Source organism: Verrucomicrobiota bacterium, from assembly GCA_016871675.1.
Lineage (GTDB): Bacteria > Verrucomicrobiota > Verrucomicrobiia > Limisphaerales > VHCN01 > VHCN01.
Genome location: VHCN01000014.1, coordinates 44,026 through 64,265, shown reverse-complemented (window position 1 = coordinate 64,265; position 20,240 = coordinate 44,026). Strand labels below are relative to the sequence as shown.

Genomic DNA, 20,240 nt, shown 5'->3' with positions numbered 1-20,240 from the left:
CCGAGCTTCGTCGCGAGTTTCTTCAGGAGGAAGAGTTCCTCATTCGTCTGGCGCGCGCTGGCGACGATGGCGGTCGAGCCGTGGGGCGCCTTCGCTAGTGTTTCGGAAACTCCTTTGAGGACGGTCGGCCAGTTGGAATCCGCCGCTCCGCACTCCGCACTCCGCACCCCGCACTTCTTCAATCTGTCCCCGCGCCCGATCCACTTGTAGTTGAGACGGCCGTGGTCGCACATCCAGCACGCGTTCACGGCGTCGTTCTGGCGCGGCTCGTAGCGGTGGACCTTCTCCTCGCGCGAGCCGATGACGATGTTGCACCCGGTCGCGCAACTGGTGCAGATGGATTTGGTCTCCTTCATAAACCACACGCGCATCTGGAAACGAAAGTCCTTCGACGTGAGCGCGCCCACCGGGCAGATGTCCACGGTGTTGAGGGTGTAGTTGTTGTCGAACGCGCCGGGCTTCCACGCGGCGATGGTGTTGTAGCTGCCGCGATTGACGATGCCAAGCGCGTCGTCGCCGGCGATGTCGCGCGTGAACCGGATGCAGCGCGTGCAAAGGATGCAGCGCTCGTCGTCGAGGACGATGCGCGGGCCGAGGTCCACGGCCTTTGGCTTGTGAACCTTCGTTTCGACGAAACGGCCCGCGGCCTGCCCGTGCTCGACCGAGTATTCCTGGAGCTTGCACTCGCCGGCCTGGTCGCAGATGGGGCAGTCGAGCGGGTGGTTGATGAGCAGCGATTCGAGCACGGCCTCGCGCATCTGCTTCGTCGCGGGTGAGCTCGGATACAATTCCATGCCCGGCGAAATGGGCGTCGCGCACGCGATGGCGCCGCGCGGCGTGGCCGGCTCATAGGGAAGCACCTGCTTCTGGATTCTCGGCGAACCCTCCTCGTCGAGCAGCGGCTTGCGGTCCGGGCCCATCGCGGGCAGGCCAAACTCGACGAGGCACATGCGGCAGTTGCCGGCGACGGGCAGCTTCGGGTGGTAGCAATAATGCGGCACATCGACGCCCGCGAACTGGCAGGCTTGCAGCATCGTCGTGGGCACGAGCCTGCCCTGCCAGTCGGGCATGAGCCTGGGCACCTCGACCTCGCGTCCGTCCACCTTGATCTTGAGCTTCTCCACGGGTGGAGCCGGCTTTGATTCAGTTGTCGCTGTCGGTGGCATCACTTTTCACCCCGAAGGCACGAAGGACACCAAGAAGACCCAGTTCCCCCGGTCTTCGTGTCCTTCGTGCCATCGTGGTTCAACATTTATTCACTCTCTCCCGGGGCCCGCAGCCATCTTCATCCCACTTGTCGGCCCGGCGCCTTTCGCCTTCGCCTCATCCGCCGCGCCGCGCGCTTCGAAGTCCTCCCTGAACTTCTTCACGAAGCTCAACACCGGCCACGCGCAGGCTTCGCCAAAGGCGCAGATGGTGCGGCCCTGGATGTTCTGCGCGATGTGGAGCAAGTAGTCGGCGTCCGCGCGGCGTCCGTGTCCGTGCGTGAGGCGGTGCAGCGCCTTGCTCATCCACAGCGCGCCCTCGCGGCAGGGCGTGCACTGGCCGCAGCTCTCATGCGCGTAGAACTCGGCGACGTTCGCGAGGCATTCGACCACGTCGCGGCTGTCGTCCAGCACGATGATCGCGCCGGAGCCGGACATCGTGCCCGCGGCGGCAAGCGAGTCGAAGTCGTAGGGCAGGTCGAGCAGGTCGGTTTCAACCGAGGTCATCTGGCCGTCGGGCCCCTTGCGCTTGAGTTTGAACTGTTCGCCGGCTTTCAAAACCTTGGCCGAGGAGCCGCCGGGAATGATGGCCCTCAACGAACGGCCCGCCCGCAGCCCGCCGCCGAAGTTTTCGTGGAAGATCAGTTCTCCGAGCGTGACCTTGCCGACTTCGATTTCAAAGTAGCCGGGGCGTTTCACGTCGCCGCTCAGGCTGACGATGCGCGTGCCGGTGTTGTTGGGCGTGCCCAGCTTGGCGTAATCCGCACCGCCCATCGCGACGATGTGCTTCACGTGGCAGAGCGTCTCCACGTTGTTCACGATGGTCGGGCACATGTAGAGGCCGAGCACGGCGGGGAAATACGGCGGCTTGATGCGCGGGTAGGCGCGTTTGCCTTCGAGCGACTCGATGAGGCCGGTTTCCTCACCGCAGATGTAAGCGCCCGCGCCGCGGTGAACGTAAATCTCCAGGTCGTAGCCGGTGCCGAGGATGTTCTTGCCGAGGAAGTGCTGCGCGCGCGCCTCGGCAAGGGCCTTGTTGAGCAGCTTCGCGCCCTGCGGCATCTCGCCGCGGATGTAAATGTAGGCGAGCTTCACGTCGTTCGCCCAGCAGGAGATGATCATCCCCTCGAGGAGCTGGTGCGGGTCTTTGTGAATGATTTGGCGGTCCTTAAACGTGCCGGGCTCGGATTCGTCGGCGTTGCAGATTAGATAGATGGGCTTGCCAGACTTGCGGTCCACGAGCGACCACTTGATGCCCGCGCTGAATCCAGCGCCGCCTCGGCCGCGCAGGCCGGAGAGCTTCACTTCCTCGCGGACGAGCTCCTGCGGTGAGATTTTCTTCCCGTCGCCGACCACGCGAGGCGGGAGCGCGAGTGCCTTGCGCAGCGTCTCGTAACCGCCGTGGCGCAGGTAGCAGTCGAGGTCGGGCGTGTAACCCGGCTGGTCGGCGTGCTTCAAAATGAGCCTGAATTCCTGCGGCATATCGTCAATTGACAGTCAGGAGGAAACCCCTACATTGCCGGGCGCTACGGCCTGCCCGATGGTGTAACGGTAGCACAGCAGACTCTGGATCTGTTTGTCATGGTTCAAATCCATGTCGGGCAGCCAGGTCACCTGCATCTCCCCAGAATCTCATCGGCGTTCGCGCCGGTGACGCCCTCGTAGAAATCCTCGTTGCACATCATCACCGGCGCGGTGCCGCAGCCGGCGAGGCACTCGACGAACTCGACGGAGAACTTCCCGTCCTTCGTGGTTTGCAAGCCGTGCTTGCGCGGGTCAAGGCCGAGGCGCGCGCAGCAGTGCGCGTGCAGCTCGTGCGAGCCGCCCAGTGCGCACGAGAGCGTGCGGCAGACCTTGAGCTGGAACCTGCCCGCCGGCTCCTGCCGGAACATCGGGTAGAACGTGACCAGTTCGTAGATGTTGATGGGCTGGAGCTCCAGCTTGCGCGCGACCCACTCGATGGCGTCGCGCGAAATGTAGCCGAAGTGCTCCTGCACCGCGTGCAGCAGCATGAGCGACGCGCTGCGCTTCTGCGGGTAGTGCGAGATCAGTTCGTTGATCTCGGCCTCGAGATGGGCGGGGACGCTGAAGCTCATCGGTCACACTCCCCCATCACGAAGTCAATCGAGCCGAGGATGCTCACCACGTCGCTGACCATGTGGCCGGGCAGCAGGTGCGGCAGGATGCTCAGGTTCACGAAGGACGGCGCGCGAATCTTCAGCCGGTGCGGCGTGCCGCCGCCGCGCGAGTTGATGTAGAAGCCCAGCTCTCCCTTCGGGTTTTCCGCGCCGAAATACACCTCGCCCGGCGGCGCGTTCACGCCCTGTGTCACGAGGATGAACTGGTGGATGAGTTCCTCCATGCCCGTCATCACCTTCTGCTTGGGCGGCAGCACAAGCTTGCCGTCATCCACGTTGACGGGCTCGCCGGACTTGTTGTCCGCGCCGCCCGGGATGCGGTCGAGGCACTGGCGCAGGAGTCGCACGCTCTGGCGCATCTCCTCCATGCGGACGAGGTATCGGTCGTAACAATCGCCCACCGAGCCGACCGGCACGTCGAACTCAAGCTGGTCGTAAACGAGATACGGGTGCGCCTTGCGCACGTCGTGCTCGACGCCGCTGCCGCGCAGGTTCGGACCGCTGAGGCCGAAGTCAATCGCATCGGCGCGCGAGATGATGCCGACGTCTTTCGTCCGGCCCACGAAGATGGGATTGCGCGTGAGCAGCTTCTCGACCTCGTCGAAGTTCACCGCGACCTCGTCGCAGAACTTCCGCACGGCGTCGCACCAGCCGGGCGGCGTGTCGCGCATGAGCCCGCCGATGCGCGTGTAGCTGGTCGTGAAGCGCGCGCCCGTGAGCGACTCGCACAGGTTGTAAATCTTCTCGCGCTCCGTGAACGTGAGCATGAAGACCGTCAGCGCGCCGACATCCATCGCGTAGGCGCCGAGGCCGAGCAGGTGCGCCGAGATGCGCGCCAGTTCGCAGCAGATGACGCGGATGTGCTGGCAGCGCGGCGGGAGCTGCCGCTCGATGCCCATGAGCTTCTCGACCGCGAGCGCGTAGGCCACGTTGTTCGCGAGCGGCGCGAGGTAATCGAGCCGGTCGGTGTAAGGGATGAACTGCGTGTAGGTCATGTTCTCGGCGATCTTCTCGTCGCCGCGATGCAAGTAACCCACGTCCGGCGTGGCCTTGGTGATGATCTCGCCGTCCATCTCCAGCACGATGCGCAGCACGCCGTGCGTGGACGGATGCGACGGGCCCATGTTGAGCACGAGCTTCTCGCCGTGAAGTTCCTGCAAGTCCTCGGCGGGCGGGGAAGGAGCCGCGGGCGCAGCGGGCTGCGCCGCGAAGGAGGCGAGGTTCACTCGCGCTGAAGGCTCGCGGAACTCGATGGTTTCGGTGGCCATGAAAGAAATCAGTTCTCGGGCACGCGCACCCTCGGCTCGCGGGTGATGGTGTCCTTGCCGCCGGGCAGCGTCACGAATGGCCCGCCTTCGAGCGGCGCTTTCTTGGTAAAGGCCACATCGGGCATCTCGCTCGGCTTGCCGGCTAGCGGGAAGTCCTTCCGCAGCGGAAAATACGGATAGCCTTCCCACATCAGGATGCGCCGCAGATCGGGATGACCGCGAAAGCGGATGCCCATCATGTCGAAAATCTCGCGCTCGTGCCAATCGGCCGTGCGCCACACGCTGGTGACGGTGGGCAACTCGCCCTTCTCCTCGCTCAAGTTGGTCTTGAGCCGCAGATGGCAGCCGTGGGCGATGCCGTAGAGTTCGTAAACCACCGTCCAGCGCGGGTCGTCGCCGTAGTTGTCCACGCTGGAGATGTCGAGGAGATAGTCGAAGCCGAGCGATTTCTTGGCAAACTCGCAGACCTCGGCGATGCGCCCGGCGTCCGCGAGCGTAAGCGTCACTTCACCCCGGAACTCGGCGGGGGCGGAGACGAGTTCTCGGAATTTCGCGCGAAGCTGGTTGGCGAACTCGAGTGCAGGCATGAAATCGGTTTCGTGCCGGCTCAAGCAGCGGCGGGCTTGGTCACCGCGAGAACGGGCTCGTTCTGAAGCTTGTGTTGCAGCTTGATGAGCGCGTCGAGCAGCGCCTCGGGACGCGGCGGGCACCCGGCCACATACACGTCCACCGGCACGATGTTGTCCACACCCTGCAGCACGGCGTAGCTGCGATACATGCCGCCGGTCGAGGCGCACGCGCCCATCGCGATGACCCATTTCGGCTCGGGCATCTGGTCGTAAATGCGCCGGACGGCGAGCGCCATCTTGTAGGTGACGGTGCCGGCAACGATCATCACGTCCGACTGCCGCGGGCTGAAGCGCATCACCTCGGAGCCAAAGCGCGAGATGTCGAAGCGGCTCGCGCCCGCGGCCATCAGCTCGATGGCGCAGCACGCGAGCCCCATCGGCATCGGCCACAGCGACTGCTTGCGGAACCAGTTGATCGCGGCATCCACGCGCGTGACAACGACGTCGCCCTCGATCTTGGAATCGTAGCCGTATTCGGTGGTGCTGCTGGGCATGGCTGAAGGCCGCCGACCCGACGACCGTGAACCGAAGCTAGACAGCGTGCCGGAGGCAGGCAAGCGGTTTTGTGATTTTTTTCACAAGGCTGCGGCCTTCAACGGGATTCCTCCCACCACGGTGGACGGAGCGCCCCGGCATCAGCGCTTTGCCCTGACGCACGCCCGTGCTACGGTCCGCCCGCCACCGCTGTGAAGGCACTACTCTCCAACACGCGAGGCCGCGTCGAACGGGTTTTCCTGATCGGCATCGAACTCAAGCGCGACGACGCGCGCGCGAGTGACGAGTCGCTGGACGAACTCGCCGAACTTGCGCGGACCGTCGGCGCCGAGGTCGCGGGCGAGGGCGTGCAACGGCTCGATGCGCCGCACCCGGCGACGTTCATCGGCCGCGGCAAGGCCGGCGACTTCGCGCGCCAATCCAAGGCGCTCGACGCGGACGCGATTCTCTTCGACGACGATCTCACCGCGGCGCAGGCGCGGAACCTGGAGGAAATCTTCGGCTGCCGTGTGATGGACCGCACGAGCCTGATTCTCGACATCTTCGCCCGGCGCGCGCGCACCAACGAAGGCAAACTGCAAGTCGAGCTTGCCCAGCTCGAATACCTGCTGCCGCGGCTCACGCGCTACTGGACGCACCTTTCGCGGCAGCGCGGCGGCCTCGGAGCCATTGGCGGCGAAGGCGAATCGCAGTTGGAAACCGACCGGCGCAAGACGCAGGAGCGCATCGAGAAAATCCGCGAAGCGCTCGACCTGGTCCAGCGTCAGCGCACCACGCAGCGGCGCGGACGCCAGCGGTCGCACTGGCCGCTTGCGTCCATCGTCGGCTACACCAACGCCGGCAAGTCCACGCTCTTCAACGCCCTCACCGGCTCGCACGTGCTCGAGGAAGACAAGCTCTTCGCCACGCTGGACCCCACGACGCGGCGACTTCGTTTGCCCACCAATCAAAACGTGCTGCTCTCGGACACGGTCGGCTTCATCCGCAAACTGCCACACGGGCTCGTCGAAGCCTTCAAGGCGACGCTCGAGGAAGTTGTCGAAGCCGACCTGCTCGTGCACGTGGTGGACATCACGCAACCGGACGCGGAAGAACAGATTGCGGCCGTCAACACGGTGCTCGACGAACTCCGCGCCGCGGACAAGCCGGTGCTGATGGTCTTCAACAAAACTGACTTGCTGGCCGGGACGAACGTCGCAGAACCGTGGCTGGCCCGTTTTCCGGGTTCCGTCGCGCTGTCCGCTCGAACGCGCGACGGATTTTCCGCGCTGCTCGCCGAACTCGGCACGCGCCTGCGCCCGGTGCGCCGCCTCGTGCAACTTTCCGTTCCGCACGCGAACCCGGCGGTGATCGCGCGCGTGCACGCCCTCGGCCAGGTGGTGAGCAGCAATTTCGAAGGGCCGACGGCCCGCCTCACCGCGCGGATTCCCCCGCACGTGATGTTTGAGTTCGAGCGATTCCTCGTCCACGACGACGACCACGGGACGCCGGAGCTGGACCGCAACGGCGCCGCGCACGTGGGCGGCAAACCGGAACCCGCGCAGTCATGACCGGCCGCATCAAGGACATGCCCGCCGCCGAGCGTCCGCGCGAACGGCTTGTGGCCCGAGGGGCTGACGCGCTCACCAGCGCCGAGTTGGTCGCCATCCTTCTGCGCACGGGATTGAAGGGGAAATCCGCCATCGAAGTCGGGAACGAGTTGCTCGGAAGGCATGGCGGCTCGGTCGATGCGCTCTGCCGGGCGTCGCTCGATGAGTTGCAGGACGTGCCCGGCGTGGGCCGCGACAAAGCGGTGACGCTGAAGGCCGCGTTCACACTCGCGCGCAGGCTGGCCGAGGAGCGCAACAAGGAGGCGCCGTTGATGGACACGCCGGACCGCATCGCGTCGGCGATACGCGAGGAATTCCGGGAGACAAACGTGGAGCGGTTTTGCGTGGTGCTGCTGAACACCCGCCGGCGGTTCATCAAGAGCGTCCCGCTCGCGCACGGCACGCTCGACACGCTGCTGGTTCACGCGCGCGAGGTCTTTCGCCCGGCGATCGCGGCCAACGCGGCCTCCATCGTGCTCGTGCACAACCATCCGAGCGGCGACCCGATGCCGAGCGAGGCGGACATCAAGGTCACACGCGACCTCATCCGCGCGGGGCAGTTGCTCAAGATCGAAGTGCTCGACCACGTCATCATCGGCCGCGGGACGACGGAGCGGACGAAGGACTACACCTCGCTGCGCGAGCTGGGATATTTCTACGCCTGACATGATCCACGCCACTGCCATCATCCACCCGCGCGCCGAGCTCGATGCCACGGTGCAGGTCGGGCCGTATGCGGTGATCGACGCGGACGTGGTGCTCGGCTCGGGCTGCGTGGTCGGGCCTCATGCGCATCTCACGGGAAAGTTGCGCGCGGGCGCGGGGAACCGGTTCCACGCGGGGTGCGTCATCGGCGACGAGCCGCAGGACTTGAAATACACCGGCGCGCCGACGGGCTTGCGCATCGGCGACCACAACGTCTTTCGCGAGCACGTGACCGTGCATCGCTCGAACAAGCTGGACGAGGACACGGTGATCGGGTCGCACAATTTCCTGATGGCCAATTCACACGTCGGCCACAACGCGCAGCTTGGCAACCACATCATCCTCGCCAACGGCGCGCTGCTCGGCGGCCACGCCACCGTGCAGGACCGCGTGTTCATCTCAGGCAACTGTGCGGTGCACCAGTTCGTGCGCATCGGCGCGCTGGCGTTGATGCAGGGCTGCGCGGCCGCCAGCCAGGACCTGCCCCCGTTCTGCATGGTGCGCGAGGTCAACGTCCTCTGTGGCTTGAACTCGGTCGGACTGCGGCGCGCGGGCTATACGACGGAGCAGCGGATGGAGTTGAAGCGGCTGTATCACGCGCTATTCCGAAGCGGGAAGAATCTCCGCGCGGCCGTGGCCGAGGCGCGGAACTCGTTCACGGGCGAGGCGGCGACCATCATGTTGGACTTTGTCGCTGCAAGCAAGCGGGGCGTGTGCGCCGACTCTGGACGTGGCGGGAACGACGACGAGTAGGCAGTCCGCAATGCCCGTTTCCCGACGTCGAGCCGCCTCTTGCGCCGTCCTCCCCACCGGCCACTTCAAACAAAAAGCCCCTCCCGGCTTGCGCCGGAAGGGGCGTGCTGTCCGCGGTGCGGACTAGAACTTGTAGATGACGTTCAGGACGAGCTGGTTCGCATTGACGCGACCGCCACCGAACGGGCCGAGACCGGCGACTCGACCGCTTGCCGCGTGATCCCACCGATACTCGAGACGAGAGAGCACATTCTCCCACAGCGTGTAATCAAGAGTGATGGTTGTTGTAAGGATTTCGGCTCCAGCTGTGCGAGCCGCCGAGGTGGCGGCCGATTCGGTAGCTGGCGCGATCAACCCGAACGCCTGAACTGTGCCAGGCACGAACGGAGAGGCATTTGCGATCGCCGATCCGTTGTTGTCGAGGTAGTCGCCTCGGAGGTTGAGCTTGGTCTTGTCGTTGATCTTGATCGAGGCGTAGCCCGCGAACGTCAATGTGTCCGTGAAGCCGTTGCGCATGAAGGAGTCCAACGCGACCCCGAGCTTCACGCGCTCGGCAATCTCGGGCGAACTGGCGCCGACATACACCGCGGTGGTGTCGGGCCCGGCCACAGCGCCTGTGGCGCGGCCGTCCACGACGAACGCGCTCAGCGAGTAGCCCTTGAGGAAGCCGGCGCTTTCGGGAGCCGTGATGGCGATGCCGCCGATGTAGGTCTTCTGCGTCTGCGCGGAGGCGACGCGGCCGTTGATCACATTGTCGGTAGTGTTCGCCACGCCCGCGGTGAGGGTGATGCAGTTGTCGGTGCCGAGCATGTAGCTGAGCAGGACGCCCGTGTGAATCGTGGATTCGAGGGTGTTGCCCCAGGAGCGGGTGTAGTTCGGATTGTCGCCGGCGTTGAAGACTTCGTAGCCCGTCGGGGTGTCGAACACGCCGAGCTTGATGTCGAGGCCGTTGCCGACGGGTGCCTTGAGGTTGACGTAAGCCTGCTTGATCGGGGCGAAACCCGAGCCGAGGTTGTTGCCATCAGCGCCGAAGAGCAGTTCGGCCTTGTAGCCCGCGGCGAATTCGCCTTCACCGGCCGCCTTTGACAGGGTGACGTTGACGCCGTCGAGGTTGAAGCCATCGGCTCCGTTGGCGCCGTTGAGGAACTGGGTCACGCCCGCGGGTGTGCCCATGTTCCAACGCGCTGCGGTGTTCACATAACCGCTCAGGGTCGTGCCCGAGACGGCGGTAAGCACCTGGTTCTTTGCTTCTTCGGCCTGCGCCACCGACGCCAGGGAGACGACGCCTGCGGCAGCCAGACCCACGGTCCATTGATTGAGTTTCATGCTGTTTGGTTCCTGCATTTTGAGTTGTTCCTGACGCGCGTGCGGAGCAAAACCCGTTTGCCCCTCATCAGTTCTCAGTCGGTGAAAGCCGGGGTGGCGTATGCACACGCCACCCCGGCACAGCATCGAACCGAGGAACTAACAACGCACGGCCCGCATGGGCAGGCCTTGTGCCAAGCCGCCGTCGTTGCCGCAGTCAGCGCGTTTTCCGGCGTGATTGCCGTTTCCTGCGCAGCTCGGCACCGTTCGCAACGGAGCGGTCTCGACCAATCTGCCCAAAAAGAGCCACGTCGAACGGTCCGGACGAAGGTGATCCCGTTCGCGTGCGAAGAATCTGCCAAGCCACGACCCATGCTGGCAACAAGTTTTTACCAAGATTTTCCGCCGGCCTCGTTGCCCGCCTGGCTTGCAACCGATGCCCGGGCCTGCGTGTCCGAATTCTCCGTGCGCCTTGCGGAACGCCCGGATACAACGGCCCCGTGCAGTCCACAGGCGATTCCTTCCGCGTCGCGCAGTCGGGCGCGGTCTTCGTGCGCCTGCAATCCCGGCGCGCCACGGCGGAACTCCGCGCCCTCGCACCAGACCTGTTCCGCCTCCGCCTCACGCGCGGTCGTGACTTCGCCGCTCGTCCCTCGATGGCGATTGAGAAGGTCTCCTGGCCGTCGCCCGCCACCAGACTGATCGCCCGCGGCCACGTTGTCGAACTGCGGACCTTCACGGGGTCGGTGCGGTTCGACACATCCACGGCTCGCTGGGCTTTGCGCGACGCGCGCGGCCGCCTCGCACTCGACGCGGTCGAATCTCGATTCGCCCGTGACCACCCGCGCGTGGCGCTCGCGCTGCGCGACGCCGAGTCCATTCACGGACTCGGCGCAATGACCGGCCCGCTGGATCGACGCGGACTCGTTCGGGAGTTTTGGAACATCGACGTGCTCGGCCATGCCTCGTGCCTGCATCCCGGCTTGCGCAGCACGTATGTTTCAATTCCGTTTGCGATCACGCTGCGAGGAGGGAGCGCCGCCGGGATTTTCTGGGACAATGCCGCACGTCAGGTTTGGGACATGGGTCACGCCACTGCCGGGCGCTGGTCGCTTCGCGCGGAGGAAGGCGAAGTGGACCTTTATCTTTTCGCGGGGCCGCGCGTGCCGGACATCCTCGAGCGCTACACGGAACTCACGGGCCGCACGCCGCTGCCGCCGCACTGGGCGCTCGGCTACCACCAATGCCGGTTCGGCTACACGTCGCGCGACGAGGTCGAGAGCATGGCGCGCGGATTGCGCCGACGCCGCTTCCCGTGCTCCGCGCTGTGGCTGGACATTGATCACATGGACGGCCACCGCGTCTTCACGTTCGGCAAGTCGTTCCCGCGTCCGCGCGAAATGCTGGCGAAGCTGCGTCGGGCGGGCTTCCGTGTCGTCGCCATCACCAATCCCGGCGTGAAGAATGACCGGCGATTCGCCGTGCTGCGCCGCGGCCGGGCGCTCGCTGCATTTGTGAAGGTCGCGGGCGGCAAGCGCGACTTCATCGGCAAAGTGTGGCCGGGCCGGTGCCGCTTCCCGGACTTCATGAGCCCGCGGGCGCGCGCGTGGTGGGCGCGCGAGCAGGCACGGTTCATGCGCCTCGGACTCGCGGGCATCTGGTGCGACATGAACGAGCCGGCGCTCTTCGACACCGCGGGCAAGACCCTGCCGCCCGATGCCGTGCACCGCCCCGCGCCGCAGGAAACGATGCGCCACACCTCCGCGCACAATCTTTACGGGCTCGCCATGGCCGCAGCCGCGCGCGAGGGGGCGCGGCGTGTGAATCCGCGCGAGCGGCCGTTCGTGCTGACGCGCGCAGGCTATGCCGGCATCCAGCGCCACGCCGCCGTGTGGACCGGCGACAACAGCTCGACTTGGGAGCACCTCGCGGCTTCCGTGCCCGCGCTGCTGAACCTCGGCTTGAGCGGCGTCGCCTTTTGCGGCGCGGACGTGGGCGGCTTTCTCGATTCGCCGACGCCGGAACTCTTCGCGCGCTGGATGCAACTCGGCGCGCTCACCCCGTTCTTCCGCAATCACTCGAACAAGGACTCGCGCCCGCAGGAGCCGTGGGAATTCGGCCCGGAAGTTGAGCGCATCAGCCGCAACGCAATCCGCCTGCGCATGAAACTGCTGCCGTATCTGGCGCAGTGCTTCGCCGAGGCCAGTGCGCGCGGCTGGCCGGTGATGCGGCCGCTCCTGTTTCACTTCCAGGACGACCCCATCGCCGCGGCTTGCAACGACCAGTTCCTCGTGGGCGCGGATTTGCTCGTGGCTCCCGTGCTCGCGCCCGGCATCATGGCACGATCGGTTTATCTGCCCCGCGGTCGCTGGCGGGATGCGTGGACGGGCCGGGTCTTGCGGGGCGGCCGGCACGTGCCCGCGCAGGCGCCGCTGGACCGAATCCCGCTGTTCGTTCGCGCCAGCGCCGGGAAATCCGTGGCAATCGGCAAACTCCGTGGCTAACCTCCGCGCATGGATCCGCTCCTGAAGCTCCTCCACAAGAATGCCGCGCTCCGCCCGGCGCAACTCGCCGCATTGCTCAATTCCACCGAGCCGGAAGTCGCCGCCCGCATCAAGGACTACGAGTCCGGGCAGGTCATTCTCGGCTACCGCACAATCCTCAATGAGGAGAAGCTCGGGGTGGACATTGTGCGCGCCGTGATTGAGGTGAAGATCACCCCCGAGCGCGAGGGCGGCTTCAACCGGCTCGCCGACCGCATTGCGCGCTACGACGAAGTGCGGTCCTGCCATCTCATGTCGGGCGGCTACGACTTGCTGGTGGTGGTCGAGGGCGAATCGCTCCGCGACGTGGCGTCGTTTGTCTCGGAAAAACTCGCGACCCTCAGCGGCGTGGTCTCGACGGCAACGCACTTCATGCTCAAAGCCTACAAGGAGCAGGGCGTCCTGATGAGCCGCGAGCGCAATGAGGAGCGGCTTTCCGTCTCGCCGTGACGTGCCCGGCGGCGCGCAACCGGCCGCGCAGCGACCGGAGTTCATCCGGTGAGAAGACTGACCGCCCCCTGCGCGAGTGGTTCCGCCCGGCGGACACCGGTGGACACCTGAGCGGCCCCGCAGATGCACACGATCTACTTCGATTACAACGCGACGACGACGCCCGACCCCGCGGTGCGCGAGGCGATGCTGCCGTTCCTCGGCGAGGTGTTCGGCAATCCGTCGAGCGTCCACCACGTCGGCCGCCGCGCGCGGGCGTTGCTCGACGATGCGCGCGACCGGGTCGCGTCGGTCTTCGCCTGCCGGCCGGCGGAGGTTGTCTTCACCAGCGGCGGGACCGAGAGCGTGAATCTCGCCATCTTCGGCACGGCGCGGCTCCTCCGAAACCGCGGACGCCACATCATCACTTCCGCCGTCGAACACCACGCCGTGCTGCACGCCTGCCAGTATCTGGCGCGCACGGAAGGTTTCGAACTCTCAGTCCTGCCGTGCGATTCCGAGGGGCGCATCCACGTCGATACGCTCCAGCGCGCGCTTCGGCCGGACACGATTCTGGTTTCCATCCAAGCCGCGAACAACGAGACCGGGACCCTGCAGCCCGTGGCGGAACTGGGAGCGGCGTGTCGCGCACGCTCGGTCGCGTTTCACACGGACGCCGTCCAGTGGTTCGGGAAGCAGCCGTTTGCGAGCATCCACCAGTTCAACGCGGACTTGGTGACCGTCTGCGCGCACAAGTTTCACGGGCCGAAAGGCGCGGGCGCGCTGTTCATCCGGTCGCCACTGCACCCGGACCCGATCCTGTTCGGTGGCGGCCATGAAAACGAACGACGGGCGGGCACGGAGAACCTCGCGGCGATTGTCGGGCTTTGCGAAGTCATCGAGCGGTTTGTGCGTGAGCCGGTATTCCCGCCGGCGCAGCTCGAACCACTCACGCGCACACTCATCGCGGGGCTGGCGGCGTGTCCTGGCGTGCATTTTCGCGGCGCCGCCACCGCCAGGCTGGCCAACACCGCGTCCTTCACCGTTGAAGGTTGCGACAGTATCGCGCTGCTAGCTGGTTTGGACTTGGAGGGCGTGTGCGCGTCGAGCGGTTCGGCGTGTTCTTCCGGATCGCTGGAGCCTTCCCATGTCATGACCGCGATGGGTGTCGGCGCTTCGGAAGCGAATTCACTGGTCCGCTTCTCCCTCGGGCGGGAGTCCACGACCGCGGAAGTCGATCGAGTGCTGGCGGTTTTCCCAACGGTTGTCGCGCGGATCCGGAGTGCCGCTCAGAAAAGTGACCAACAACACCGCCCACAGCCTGCCCACAGCCTGTGAACATCCCGTGAACCGTGTGAACAACCAGCGACCAGCCCGCACCACTACCAATTGGGCCCCGGCTTTCTCACACCTTCTCCCAATCGTGGTTCCCCTGGTCCAGCCGCCTTGACACGGTCATTCCTTTCAACTATTCACAGCCCTTAATAATACGGCTGAACTCACCTTCAGGTCAGAATAGTAACGCACCGCATGAAAATCACCATCCCCAAGGACCAAATCATCACAGGACTTCAAGCGGTTCAAAACATCGTGGGCAGCCGGACCACGCTCCCCATCTTGTCCAACGTCCTGATCCGTGCGGAGAACGGTTTGGTCGAGTTCACCGCGACCGACTTGGACGTGACCATCATTTGCAAGGTCAAGGCGGAGGTTCTAGGAGTTGGCAGTTCGACGCTCCCCGTGAAGCGCCTTTTTGGAATTGCGCGCGAACTCCCGGGCAACAGCATCGAGTTTGAGACCGATTCGAAGGCCGTCGCGACCTTGCAAGCGGGGGGGGCATTCTATCGCATCCATGGATTGGGTGCCGAGGAGTTTCCGCCCGTCGCGACCTTCGGCAACGACCGCAAGCTCACACTCCCGCTCGAGAAGTTCAAATCCATGCTGCGCCGCAGCTCGATTGCGATGTCAAATGACGAGTCGCGGTTCATCTTGAACGGAATCTTCATGAAGTTCGCCACGGACAAAATCACCATGGTGGCCACGGACGGGCGCCGTTTGGCGATGGACGAGGAAGACTCTGAGGGAACCGGCGGCGCGGAGGGCAGCTTCATTCTACCGACGAAGGCATGCAACGAACTGAACCGGCTCATCCAAGGCGCGGGCGAGGTGGACATCCGATTCACGGACAATCAGGCATGCTTCACCCTCCGGCCGCAGGAAGGCGCGCCCATCGTGCTCATCTCCAAGCTCGTCGAGGGCAGTTATCCGAATTACCAGCAGGTCATCCCGAAGGAGACGAAGGAACGCATCGCGCTGAACCGCGAGGAATTCCATCAAGCCCTGCGCCGCGCGGAATTCATGACCAGCGAGAAGTCCAACTCCGTGAAGCTCTCGTTCGGGAAGAACCGGCTGGACATCACGGCCAACACACCGGAAATCGGCGAGGGACGCGAGAGCCTGGCCATCAACTACAAGGGTCGCGAGATCGCCATCGCGTTCAATCCCGCCTACCTCATGGACCCGCTCAAGGTCGTGGAAACCGACGAGGTGTTCATGGAACTCACCGACGAATTGAGCCCCGGCCTGCTCAAGATCAACGGCCCGTTTCTTTACGTGCTCATGCCGATGCGCACGAGCTGAGACGCGTCACTGGCGGTTGAAGCGGTGGACCCGGCCGTAAATGTTGTATTCGGCCACGAAGACGTCGCCGGAGGCGTTGAACGCGACCCCGTGCGGCGCGGTGACAAATCCGGTGCGCCACACCGCGGGCTTGGTCTGGTTGTTCTTCACCTCGGCCTTCTCGGTGTTCAAGCCAAGCCGCGCCACGAGCTTGCCTTCCTTGTCGAGCACGCTGACTGCGCCGCCGATTTCCCCGACCAGCGCGTATTCCCCCTGCACCGTGATCGCCGCCGGCGCGAGGAGGTCCTTGGCCACGACACCGAGAAACTCGCCGTCGATGGACATGTGCACGACGCGCAGCGCCTCGCGGTCGCACGCGATGATGCGGACGGGCGTGAAGCGCGTGTCCACGGCGATCTTGTGGAGCGTGGTGAAGTTGTAAGGCGGCTTCTTCCCGCCGAATGACTTCAGATACTTGCCCGTCTTGTCGAACCGGTGCACGTAGCTGCTCGCGTAGCCGTCCGTGACGAACAAGTCGCCGTTGGGGGCGACGTCCATGCCGGTGAGACGCACAAAGGACTTCCCCTCGTTCGGGTTCTTCGGCACCTCGCCCTTCTCGTTTTTCTTCGTGTTGGGCGGGACCTTGTTCTTGAACTCATCCGGGATGGCGGACGCGGGGATTTCGAGCACTTTCTTCCCATCGAGGGTGAGCTTGAGGATGTTCTGGCCGTCGGCGTTGAGCCGGGGGCCGTAGATGAACTCGCCGGCCGCGTCCTTCTTGATGACGAAGCCGTGGAAGTCCGCGGGCGCATCCGGCACATTTCGCAGGAACTTCCCATCGCTGCTGAAAACTTGCAGCCCGGCCTTCGGGTCCATCACGCTGACGTAAACCTCGCCCTTGGAACTGACGGCGATGTCGCCGTGCATGTTGCCGAGCTGCGGGCGGCCCTCCGGCAGCTTGAGCCAGTCGGCAACGGCGGTGTAGGTGGCGGCGCGGGCGGGCGCGAGCAGGGCGAGAGCGGCGAGGAGGGCCAGGGCTGTGCGGTTCATGGTGTGACAGGGTTCAGTGGGTTGGCGATGGGATGGGGGCTCAGGATGGACGGCAGTTGTCGGCGCGGATTCAAACGTCGCAAATCTTCACCGCCTCGGCGAGGGACGCCACCTTGTCGCGCAGCGGGATGAACTCCTGCCCGACGTGGCCCTTGTAGCCGGTTTCAGCGATCGTCTTCATGATCGCGGCGTAATTGACCTCCTGCGTGGCGTCGATTTCGTTCCGGCCCGGCACGCCTGCGGTGTGGTAGTGCGCGATGAAGTCCTTGTATTGCTTGATCCGCACGGTCACGTCGCCGTGCATGATCTGCACGTGGTAGATGTCGAAGAGCACCTTCACGCGTTCGGAGCCGACGCGTTTGAGGATCTCGATCGTCCGGTCCATGTCGTCGCAGAAGTAGTCCGGGTGACCCTTCATCTCGATGTTCACGCGGGAGTTGAGCATCTCCAGCGCGAGCGTCACGTTCTGCCTCTCGGCGTGGCCGGCAATTTTCTTGAGGCCGTCCACCATGTTCTTCATGCCTTCCTCGTCGCTGAGCTTGCGGCGGAAGCCCGAGAAGGTGATCACCGCCGGGAAGCCCGCCGCGGCTGTGGCATCGATGCGCTCGGTCAGCACCTTGATGCACTCGGCGTGTTCCTCGACGTGGGCGAAGCCTTTGGCGAAGCCGTGGCTGCCCGTGAGCGCGCAGACCAGCCCGTGCTGTTTGAGCACCGCAAACTTGTCCGGCCCGACCAACTCGACGGACTTGAGGCCGAGCTTCACGGCGTGCGACGCGAGGTCCTCGACCGTCATCGGGCGGAAGCACCAGGGAACGACGGACTGGTTGATGCGCCCGTTCTTTGCCTTGTAGGAACCGGGCTCAGCGCCGCGAAGAAAGGCAGGTGCAGCGGTCGCGGCCGCCGCAGCGAGTGCGCCGCCGCGGAGGATCATCCGGCGGCTGAAGCGGGAGCTGCCCGAAGGCGTCGAAGTGCTGGCTTTCATGTCGGGGTGGGCAAACTTTTTTGAACTTCCGGGTTTGAACGCCGTGACGTTACACTCCGCGCCGCTGAAATCCCAACGCAAAAACTGATGAACCCGACCCGCATTCCCGCCGCCCTCGCCGCCCTGGCGCTCGCCACCGCTGCGCACGCCGCCCACTGGCCGCACTTCCGCGGGCCGAATTACAACGGCTCGACCGACGGGAAAAACCTCCCCGTGCAGTTCTCCAAGACGGAGGGCACGGTGTGGACGGCGGACCTGCCCGGCGAAAGCGCGGCCACGCCCGCGGTCTGGGGCGATCACGTCTTCGTCGTCTCGGCCAACCCGGCCGAGCAATGCGTCCAGGCCATGGCCTTCGACCGCAAGACGGGCAAGCTCCTCTGGTCGCACAAGCTCGGCGACGGCATCCGCAAGGACCGCAACAGCACGTTCGCCTCCTCGTCGCCCGTCACCGACGGCAAGCTGGTGGTTTTCCAAAGCGGCAACGGTCCCGTCGCCGCGTTCGACTTCGCCGGCAAGCAGGCCTGGTCGCGCAACTTGACGACGGACTACGGCGCGTTCTTCCAGGAAGGCTGGACCTACTCGACCAGCCCGCTGCTTTATGGCGGCAAGCTCTACATCCAGAACCTCCGCCGGAAGGACCCGTATTTGCTCGCGATGGACCCGGCGACGGGCAAGGAACTTTGGCGCGTCGTGCGCGACGGCAAGGCCGTGGCCGAGTCGCGCGATGGATTTGCGTCGCCCGTGCCGATCGAGTTCAAGGGCCGCAAGGAGCTGCTCATCATTGGCAGCGACGACATCACGGGCCACGATCCCGGGACCGGCAGGGAACTCTGGCGCTGGGGCACGTGGAACCCCACGCGCATCGGCCACTGGCGGCACGTCCCGTGCGCGGCGTTCGCCGACGGGATCATCCTCGCGTGCGCGCCGAAGCGCTCCCCGATTTACGCGATCAAGGCCGGCTTGAGCGGAACGCAGGACGACTCCTGCATCGCGTGGCAAAGCCCGGGCGGCAGCGCCATTTCCTCCGATGTGCCCACGCCGCTGACCTACCTCAATGAATTCTTTGTGCTTTCCGAAGGCGGCTCGCTCTCGCGCGTCGAGCCCAGGACGGGCACCGCAAAGTGGACGGTCAAAGTGCCGTCCAAGGGTGCCGTGCAGGCCTCGCCCACGGGGGCCGATGGCAGGATTTACTTCATGGACTTCTCCGCGCAGGTGTTCGTGGTGGACGCCAATGACGGGAAGCTCCTCGCGACGAACCCGATGGGCGAACAGGGCGACACCATGACCCGCAGCGCCGTGGCGGTTTCCCAAGGCCAGCTTTTCATCCGCACCAACTCCAAGCTATACTGCGTCGCCAAGAATTAGGCGCGCGCAATGGCAGCAGCGAAACCCTCATCCCAGCCCGGCCCCGGCCCCGGGCCGCGCCTCGTTCCGGTCCGCCGCAACACCCGTGGCTCCATTCCCCCTCGGTCCCCATTCCGCCATCCGCCATCCGCCATCCGCATTCAATCCGCATCCCCCGGCGTGGCCGAGCCGCACGTCGCCCCCGCCATCGGCAAGACGGAGAAGACCGCGGACAAGCCGGACCTCGAGCCTGCGTGGCTGGTGATTTGTTGGGACGATCCGGTGAACCTGATGGATTACGTCACGCACGTGTTTCAAGTGGTGTTCGGCTGGCAGCGGCAGAAGGCCGAGTATCACATGATGCAAGTGCACAACAACGGCAAGAGCCTGCTCGCCCGCACGACGCTCGAGCAGGCCGAGCACTACGTGCACCAGCTTCAGAAATACAGCCTGCACGCCACCATGGAGCGCGAGTCGTGAAGCTTCTCCAAACCCGGCCCGACGCGTTTGTGTTCGTCCTCGGCCGTCGCGAGATGGCCCTCTTCCTCAACGCGCTCCGCGGATATCCCGTCGCCCGGCCGAAGCCACCGGCGCTCACGCTGCGCGATGCGCCGGATGACTCGGCGCAAGCCCTGCTCGTGGACTCGCTCGCCGAGCACAAGCGCGAGAATGCGGTCGCGCTCCGGAAGTTCCTCGAGAACCCGGCGCACATCCGGCTCGAAGGCACCGCGATGCGCTTGACCATTCCGCGCGATGCCGTCGAGTGGCTGTTGCAAGTGCTCAACGACCTGCGCGTCGGAAGCTGGGAATTGCTCGGCTGCCCGAAGCCCGACGAATTCCAAGTCACCGAGGAGACTGTGCTCAACTACACGGTCATGGAAACCTGCGGCATGTTCCAAATGTCGCTGCTGAACGCCCTCGCCGGAAACGACACGGAGTCCGGCTCGGCCGGACCTGCCGCGGAGTCCGAAGAGCCGGTCTGAGCACTTGAACGGGTGCGCTTCGTTCTCCGGATCGTCCTGGTCCGCGAATTCCCCTGGAAAGCGTGGGCGAGGACGACGGGCACGATGCCTGTCTCTACAAGTCCCGCGTCCGCCCTCAGCCGCCGCCGCCCGCATCACAACACGGGCCGGCGCTGGCGCTCGACGCGTGGTAGTCCTGCCCCTTCGTCTCGCGCGGGTGGCGT

Annotated in this window: 19 protein-coding genes and 1 tRNA gene; 11 read left to right on the top strand and 9 right to left on the bottom strand. The window is 65.2% G+C overall.

The genetic code is table 11. The features are described 5' to 3' along the window. The coding region (locus FJ386_05220; GenBank protein MBM3876106.1) for a 2Fe-2S iron-sulfur cluster binding domain-containing protein at positions 1-1,166 on the bottom strand (1,166 nt) is incomplete at its 3' end. 90 nt (positions 1,167-1,256) lie between these two features. Next, positions 1,257-2,687, bottom strand: a complete 1,431-nt coding sequence (gene nuoF, locus FJ386_05215) for an NADH-quinone oxidoreductase subunit NuoF (protein MBM3876105.1) — start codon at positions 2,685-2,687, stop codon at positions 1,257-1,259. A 52-nt stretch (positions 2,688-2,739) separates the two neighbouring features. Between nuoF and FJ386_05210 the strand changes: the two genes are divergently transcribed. Continuing rightward, a tRNA-Gln gene (locus FJ386_05210) sits at positions 2,740-2,813 on the top strand. 2 nt (positions 2,814-2,815) lie between these two features. Here the strand turns inward: FJ386_05210 and FJ386_05205 are convergent. Genes FJ386_05205 through FJ386_05190 form a run of 4 tightly spaced genes read right to left on the bottom strand, consistent with a single transcriptional unit; the run spans position 2,816 to position 5,734 of the window. Next, positions 2,816-3,301, bottom strand: a complete 486-nt coding sequence (locus tag FJ386_05205; GenBank protein ID MBM3876104.1) for an NAD(P)H-dependent oxidoreductase subunit E — start codon at positions 3,299-3,301, stop codon at positions 2,816-2,818. Next, on the bottom strand, positions 3,298-4,611 hold the full coding sequence (gene nuoD, locus FJ386_05200; GenBank protein MBM3876103.1) for an NADH dehydrogenase (quinone) subunit D: 1,314 nt from the start codon (positions 4,609-4,611) through the stop codon (positions 3,298-3,300). The genes FJ386_05205 and nuoD overlap by 4 nt, the downstream gene beginning before the upstream one ends. Positions 4,612-4,619: 8 nt before the next feature. After that, positions 4,620-5,198, bottom strand: a complete 579-nt coding sequence (locus FJ386_05195; GenBank protein MBM3876102.1) for an NADH-quinone oxidoreductase subunit C — start codon at positions 5,196-5,198, stop codon at positions 4,620-4,622. A gap of 20 nt (positions 5,199-5,218) precedes the next feature. Continuing rightward, the gene (locus tag FJ386_05190) at positions 5,219-5,734 is read right to left on the bottom strand and encodes an NADH-quinone oxidoreductase subunit B (GenBank protein ID MBM3876101.1); all 516 of its coding nucleotides are present in this window, start codon (positions 5,732-5,734) and stop codon (positions 5,219-5,221) included. A gap of 192 nt (positions 5,735-5,926) precedes the next feature. Between FJ386_05190 and hflX the strand changes: the two genes are divergently transcribed. Genes hflX through lpxA form a run of 3 tightly spaced genes read left to right on the top strand, consistent with a single transcriptional unit; the run spans position 5,927 to position 8,782 of the window. After that, positions 5,927-7,285, top strand: coding sequence for a GTPase HflX (gene hflX / locus FJ386_05185; GenBank protein ID MBM3876100.1), 1,359 nt, complete (start codon positions 5,927-5,929; stop codon positions 7,283-7,285). Continuing rightward, complete coding sequence (locus tag FJ386_05180; protein MBM3876099.1) at positions 7,282-7,989, top strand: JAB domain-containing protein; 708 nt, start codon at positions 7,282-7,284, stop codon at positions 7,987-7,989. Before hflX ends, FJ386_05180 begins: the two co-directional genes overlap by 4 nt. Before the next feature lies 1 nt (position 7,990). Next, complete coding sequence (lpxA, locus tag FJ386_05175; protein MBM3876098.1) at positions 7,991-8,782, top strand: acyl-ACP--UDP-N-acetylglucosamine O-acyltransferase; 792 nt, start codon at positions 7,991-7,993, stop codon at positions 8,780-8,782. Positions 8,783-8,905: 123 nt separating this feature from the next. Here the strand turns inward: lpxA and FJ386_05170 are convergent, their stop codons facing one another. Further along, positions 8,906-10,234, bottom strand: a complete 1,329-nt coding sequence (locus FJ386_05170) for a hypothetical protein (protein MBM3876097.1) — start codon at positions 10,232-10,234, stop codon at positions 8,906-8,908. A 353-nt stretch (positions 10,235-10,587) separates the two neighbouring features. Between FJ386_05170 and FJ386_05165 the strand changes: the two genes are divergently transcribed. The 4 genes from FJ386_05165 (at position 10,588) to dnaN (ending at position 15,699) form a co-directional block, all read left to right on the top strand. After that, positions 10,588-12,591, top strand: a complete 2,004-nt coding sequence (locus tag FJ386_05165; GenBank protein MBM3876096.1) for a hypothetical protein — start codon at positions 10,588-10,590, stop codon at positions 12,589-12,591. 9 nt (positions 12,592-12,600) lie between these two features. Next, positions 12,601-13,080: an Lrp/AsnC family transcriptional regulator gene (locus FJ386_05160; protein ID MBM3876095.1), complete on the top strand. Its 480-nt coding sequence runs from the start codon at positions 12,601-12,603 to the stop codon at positions 13,078-13,080. Between the two features lie 123 nt (positions 13,081-13,203). Continuing rightward, the gene (locus FJ386_05155) at positions 13,204-14,397 is read left to right on the top strand and encodes a cysteine desulfurase (GenBank protein MBM3876094.1); all 1,194 of its coding nucleotides are present in this window, start codon (positions 13,204-13,206) and stop codon (positions 14,395-14,397) included. 192 nt (positions 14,398-14,589) lie between these two features. Beyond that, on the top strand, positions 14,590-15,699 hold the full coding sequence (dnaN, locus tag FJ386_05150) for a DNA polymerase III subunit beta (protein MBM3876093.1): 1,110 nt from the start codon (positions 14,590-14,592) through the stop codon (positions 15,697-15,699). A gap of 6 nt (positions 15,700-15,705) precedes the next feature. Here the strand turns inward: dnaN and FJ386_05145 are convergent, their stop codons facing one another. Together FJ386_05145 and FJ386_05140 are read right to left on the bottom strand one after the other, a co-directional pair. Further along, positions 15,706-16,728, bottom strand: a complete 1,023-nt coding sequence (locus FJ386_05145) for a hypothetical protein (GenBank protein MBM3876092.1) — start codon at positions 16,726-16,728, stop codon at positions 15,706-15,708. A 70-nt stretch (positions 16,729-16,798) separates the two neighbouring features. Beyond that, complete coding sequence (locus FJ386_05140; GenBank protein MBM3876091.1) at positions 16,799-17,710, bottom strand: TIM barrel protein; 912 nt, start codon at positions 17,708-17,710, stop codon at positions 16,799-16,801. A gap of 87 nt (positions 17,711-17,797) precedes the next feature. Here FJ386_05140 and FJ386_05135 point away from each other — a divergent pair, with 87 nt between their 5' ends. The 3 genes from FJ386_05135 to FJ386_05125 are packed head-to-tail and all read left to right on the top strand — an operon-like array spanning position 17,798 to position 20,037. Further along, positions 17,798-19,075, top strand: coding sequence for a hypothetical protein (locus FJ386_05135; GenBank protein MBM3876090.1), 1,278 nt, complete (start codon positions 17,798-17,800; stop codon positions 19,073-19,075). A gap of 9 nt (positions 19,076-19,084) precedes the next feature. Beyond that, a complete protein-coding gene (clpS, locus tag FJ386_05130; protein ID MBM3876089.1) occupies positions 19,085-19,534 on the top strand; it encodes an ATP-dependent Clp protease adapter ClpS in 450 nt (149 codons plus the stop codon). Beyond that, entirely contained in the window at positions 19,531-20,037 is a 507-nt protein-coding gene (locus tag FJ386_05125; GenBank protein ID MBM3876088.1) for a hypothetical protein, read from the top strand. The genes clpS and FJ386_05125 overlap by 4 nt, the downstream gene beginning before the upstream one ends. Positions 20,038-20,240 lie beyond the last annotated feature (203 nt).

Bases quoted from the DNA above. Each gene is read 5' to 3' on its own strand.
- nuoF (MBM3876105.1), bottom strand. From the start codon at position 2,687: ATGCCGCAGGAATTCAGGCTCATTTTGAAGCACGCCGACCAGCCGGGT.
- FJ386_05205 (MBM3876104.1), bottom strand. From the start codon at position 3,301: ATGAGCTTCAGCGTCCCCGCCCATCTCGAGGCCGAGATCAACGAACTG.
- nuoD (MBM3876103.1), bottom strand. From the start codon at position 4,611: ATGGCCACCGAAACCATCGAGTTCCGCGAGCCTTCAGCGCGAGTGAAC.
- FJ386_05195 (MBM3876102.1), bottom strand. From the start codon at position 5,198: ATGCCTGCACTCGAGTTCGCCAACCAGCTTCGCGCGAAATTCCGAGAA.
- FJ386_05190 (MBM3876101.1), bottom strand. From the start codon at position 5,734: ATGCCCAGCAGCACCACCGAATACGGCTACGATTCCAAGATCGAGGGC.
- FJ386_05180 (MBM3876099.1), top strand. From the start codon at position 7,282: ATGACCGGCCGCATCAAGGACATGCCCGCCGCCGAGCGTCCGCGCGAA.
- lpxA (MBM3876098.1), top strand. From the start codon at position 7,991: ATGATCCACGCCACTGCCATCATCCACCCGCGCGCCGAGCTCGATGCC.
- FJ386_05170 (MBM3876097.1), bottom strand. From the start codon at position 10,234: ATGCTGTGCCGGGGTGGCGTGTGCATACGCCACCCCGGCTTTCACCGA.
- FJ386_05160 (MBM3876095.1), top strand. From the start codon at position 12,601: ATGGATCCGCTCCTGAAGCTCCTCCACAAGAATGCCGCGCTCCGCCCG.
- FJ386_05155 (MBM3876094.1), top strand. From the start codon at position 13,204: ATGCACACGATCTACTTCGATTACAACGCGACGACGACGCCCGACCCC.
- dnaN (MBM3876093.1), top strand. From the start codon at position 14,590: ATGAAAATCACCATCCCCAAGGACCAAATCATCACAGGACTTCAAGCG.
- FJ386_05145 (MBM3876092.1), bottom strand. From the start codon at position 16,728: ATGAACCGCACAGCCCTGGCCCTCCTCGCCGCTCTCGCCCTGCTCGCG.
- FJ386_05140 (MBM3876091.1), bottom strand. From the start codon at position 17,710: ATGAAAGCCAGCACTTCGACGCCTTCGGGCAGCTCCCGCTTCAGCCGC.
- FJ386_05135 (MBM3876090.1), top strand. From the start codon at position 17,798: ATGAACCCGACCCGCATTCCCGCCGCCCTCGCCGCCCTGGCGCTCGCC.
- clpS (MBM3876089.1), top strand. From the start codon at position 19,085: ATGGCAGCAGCGAAACCCTCATCCCAGCCCGGCCCCGGCCCCGGGCCG.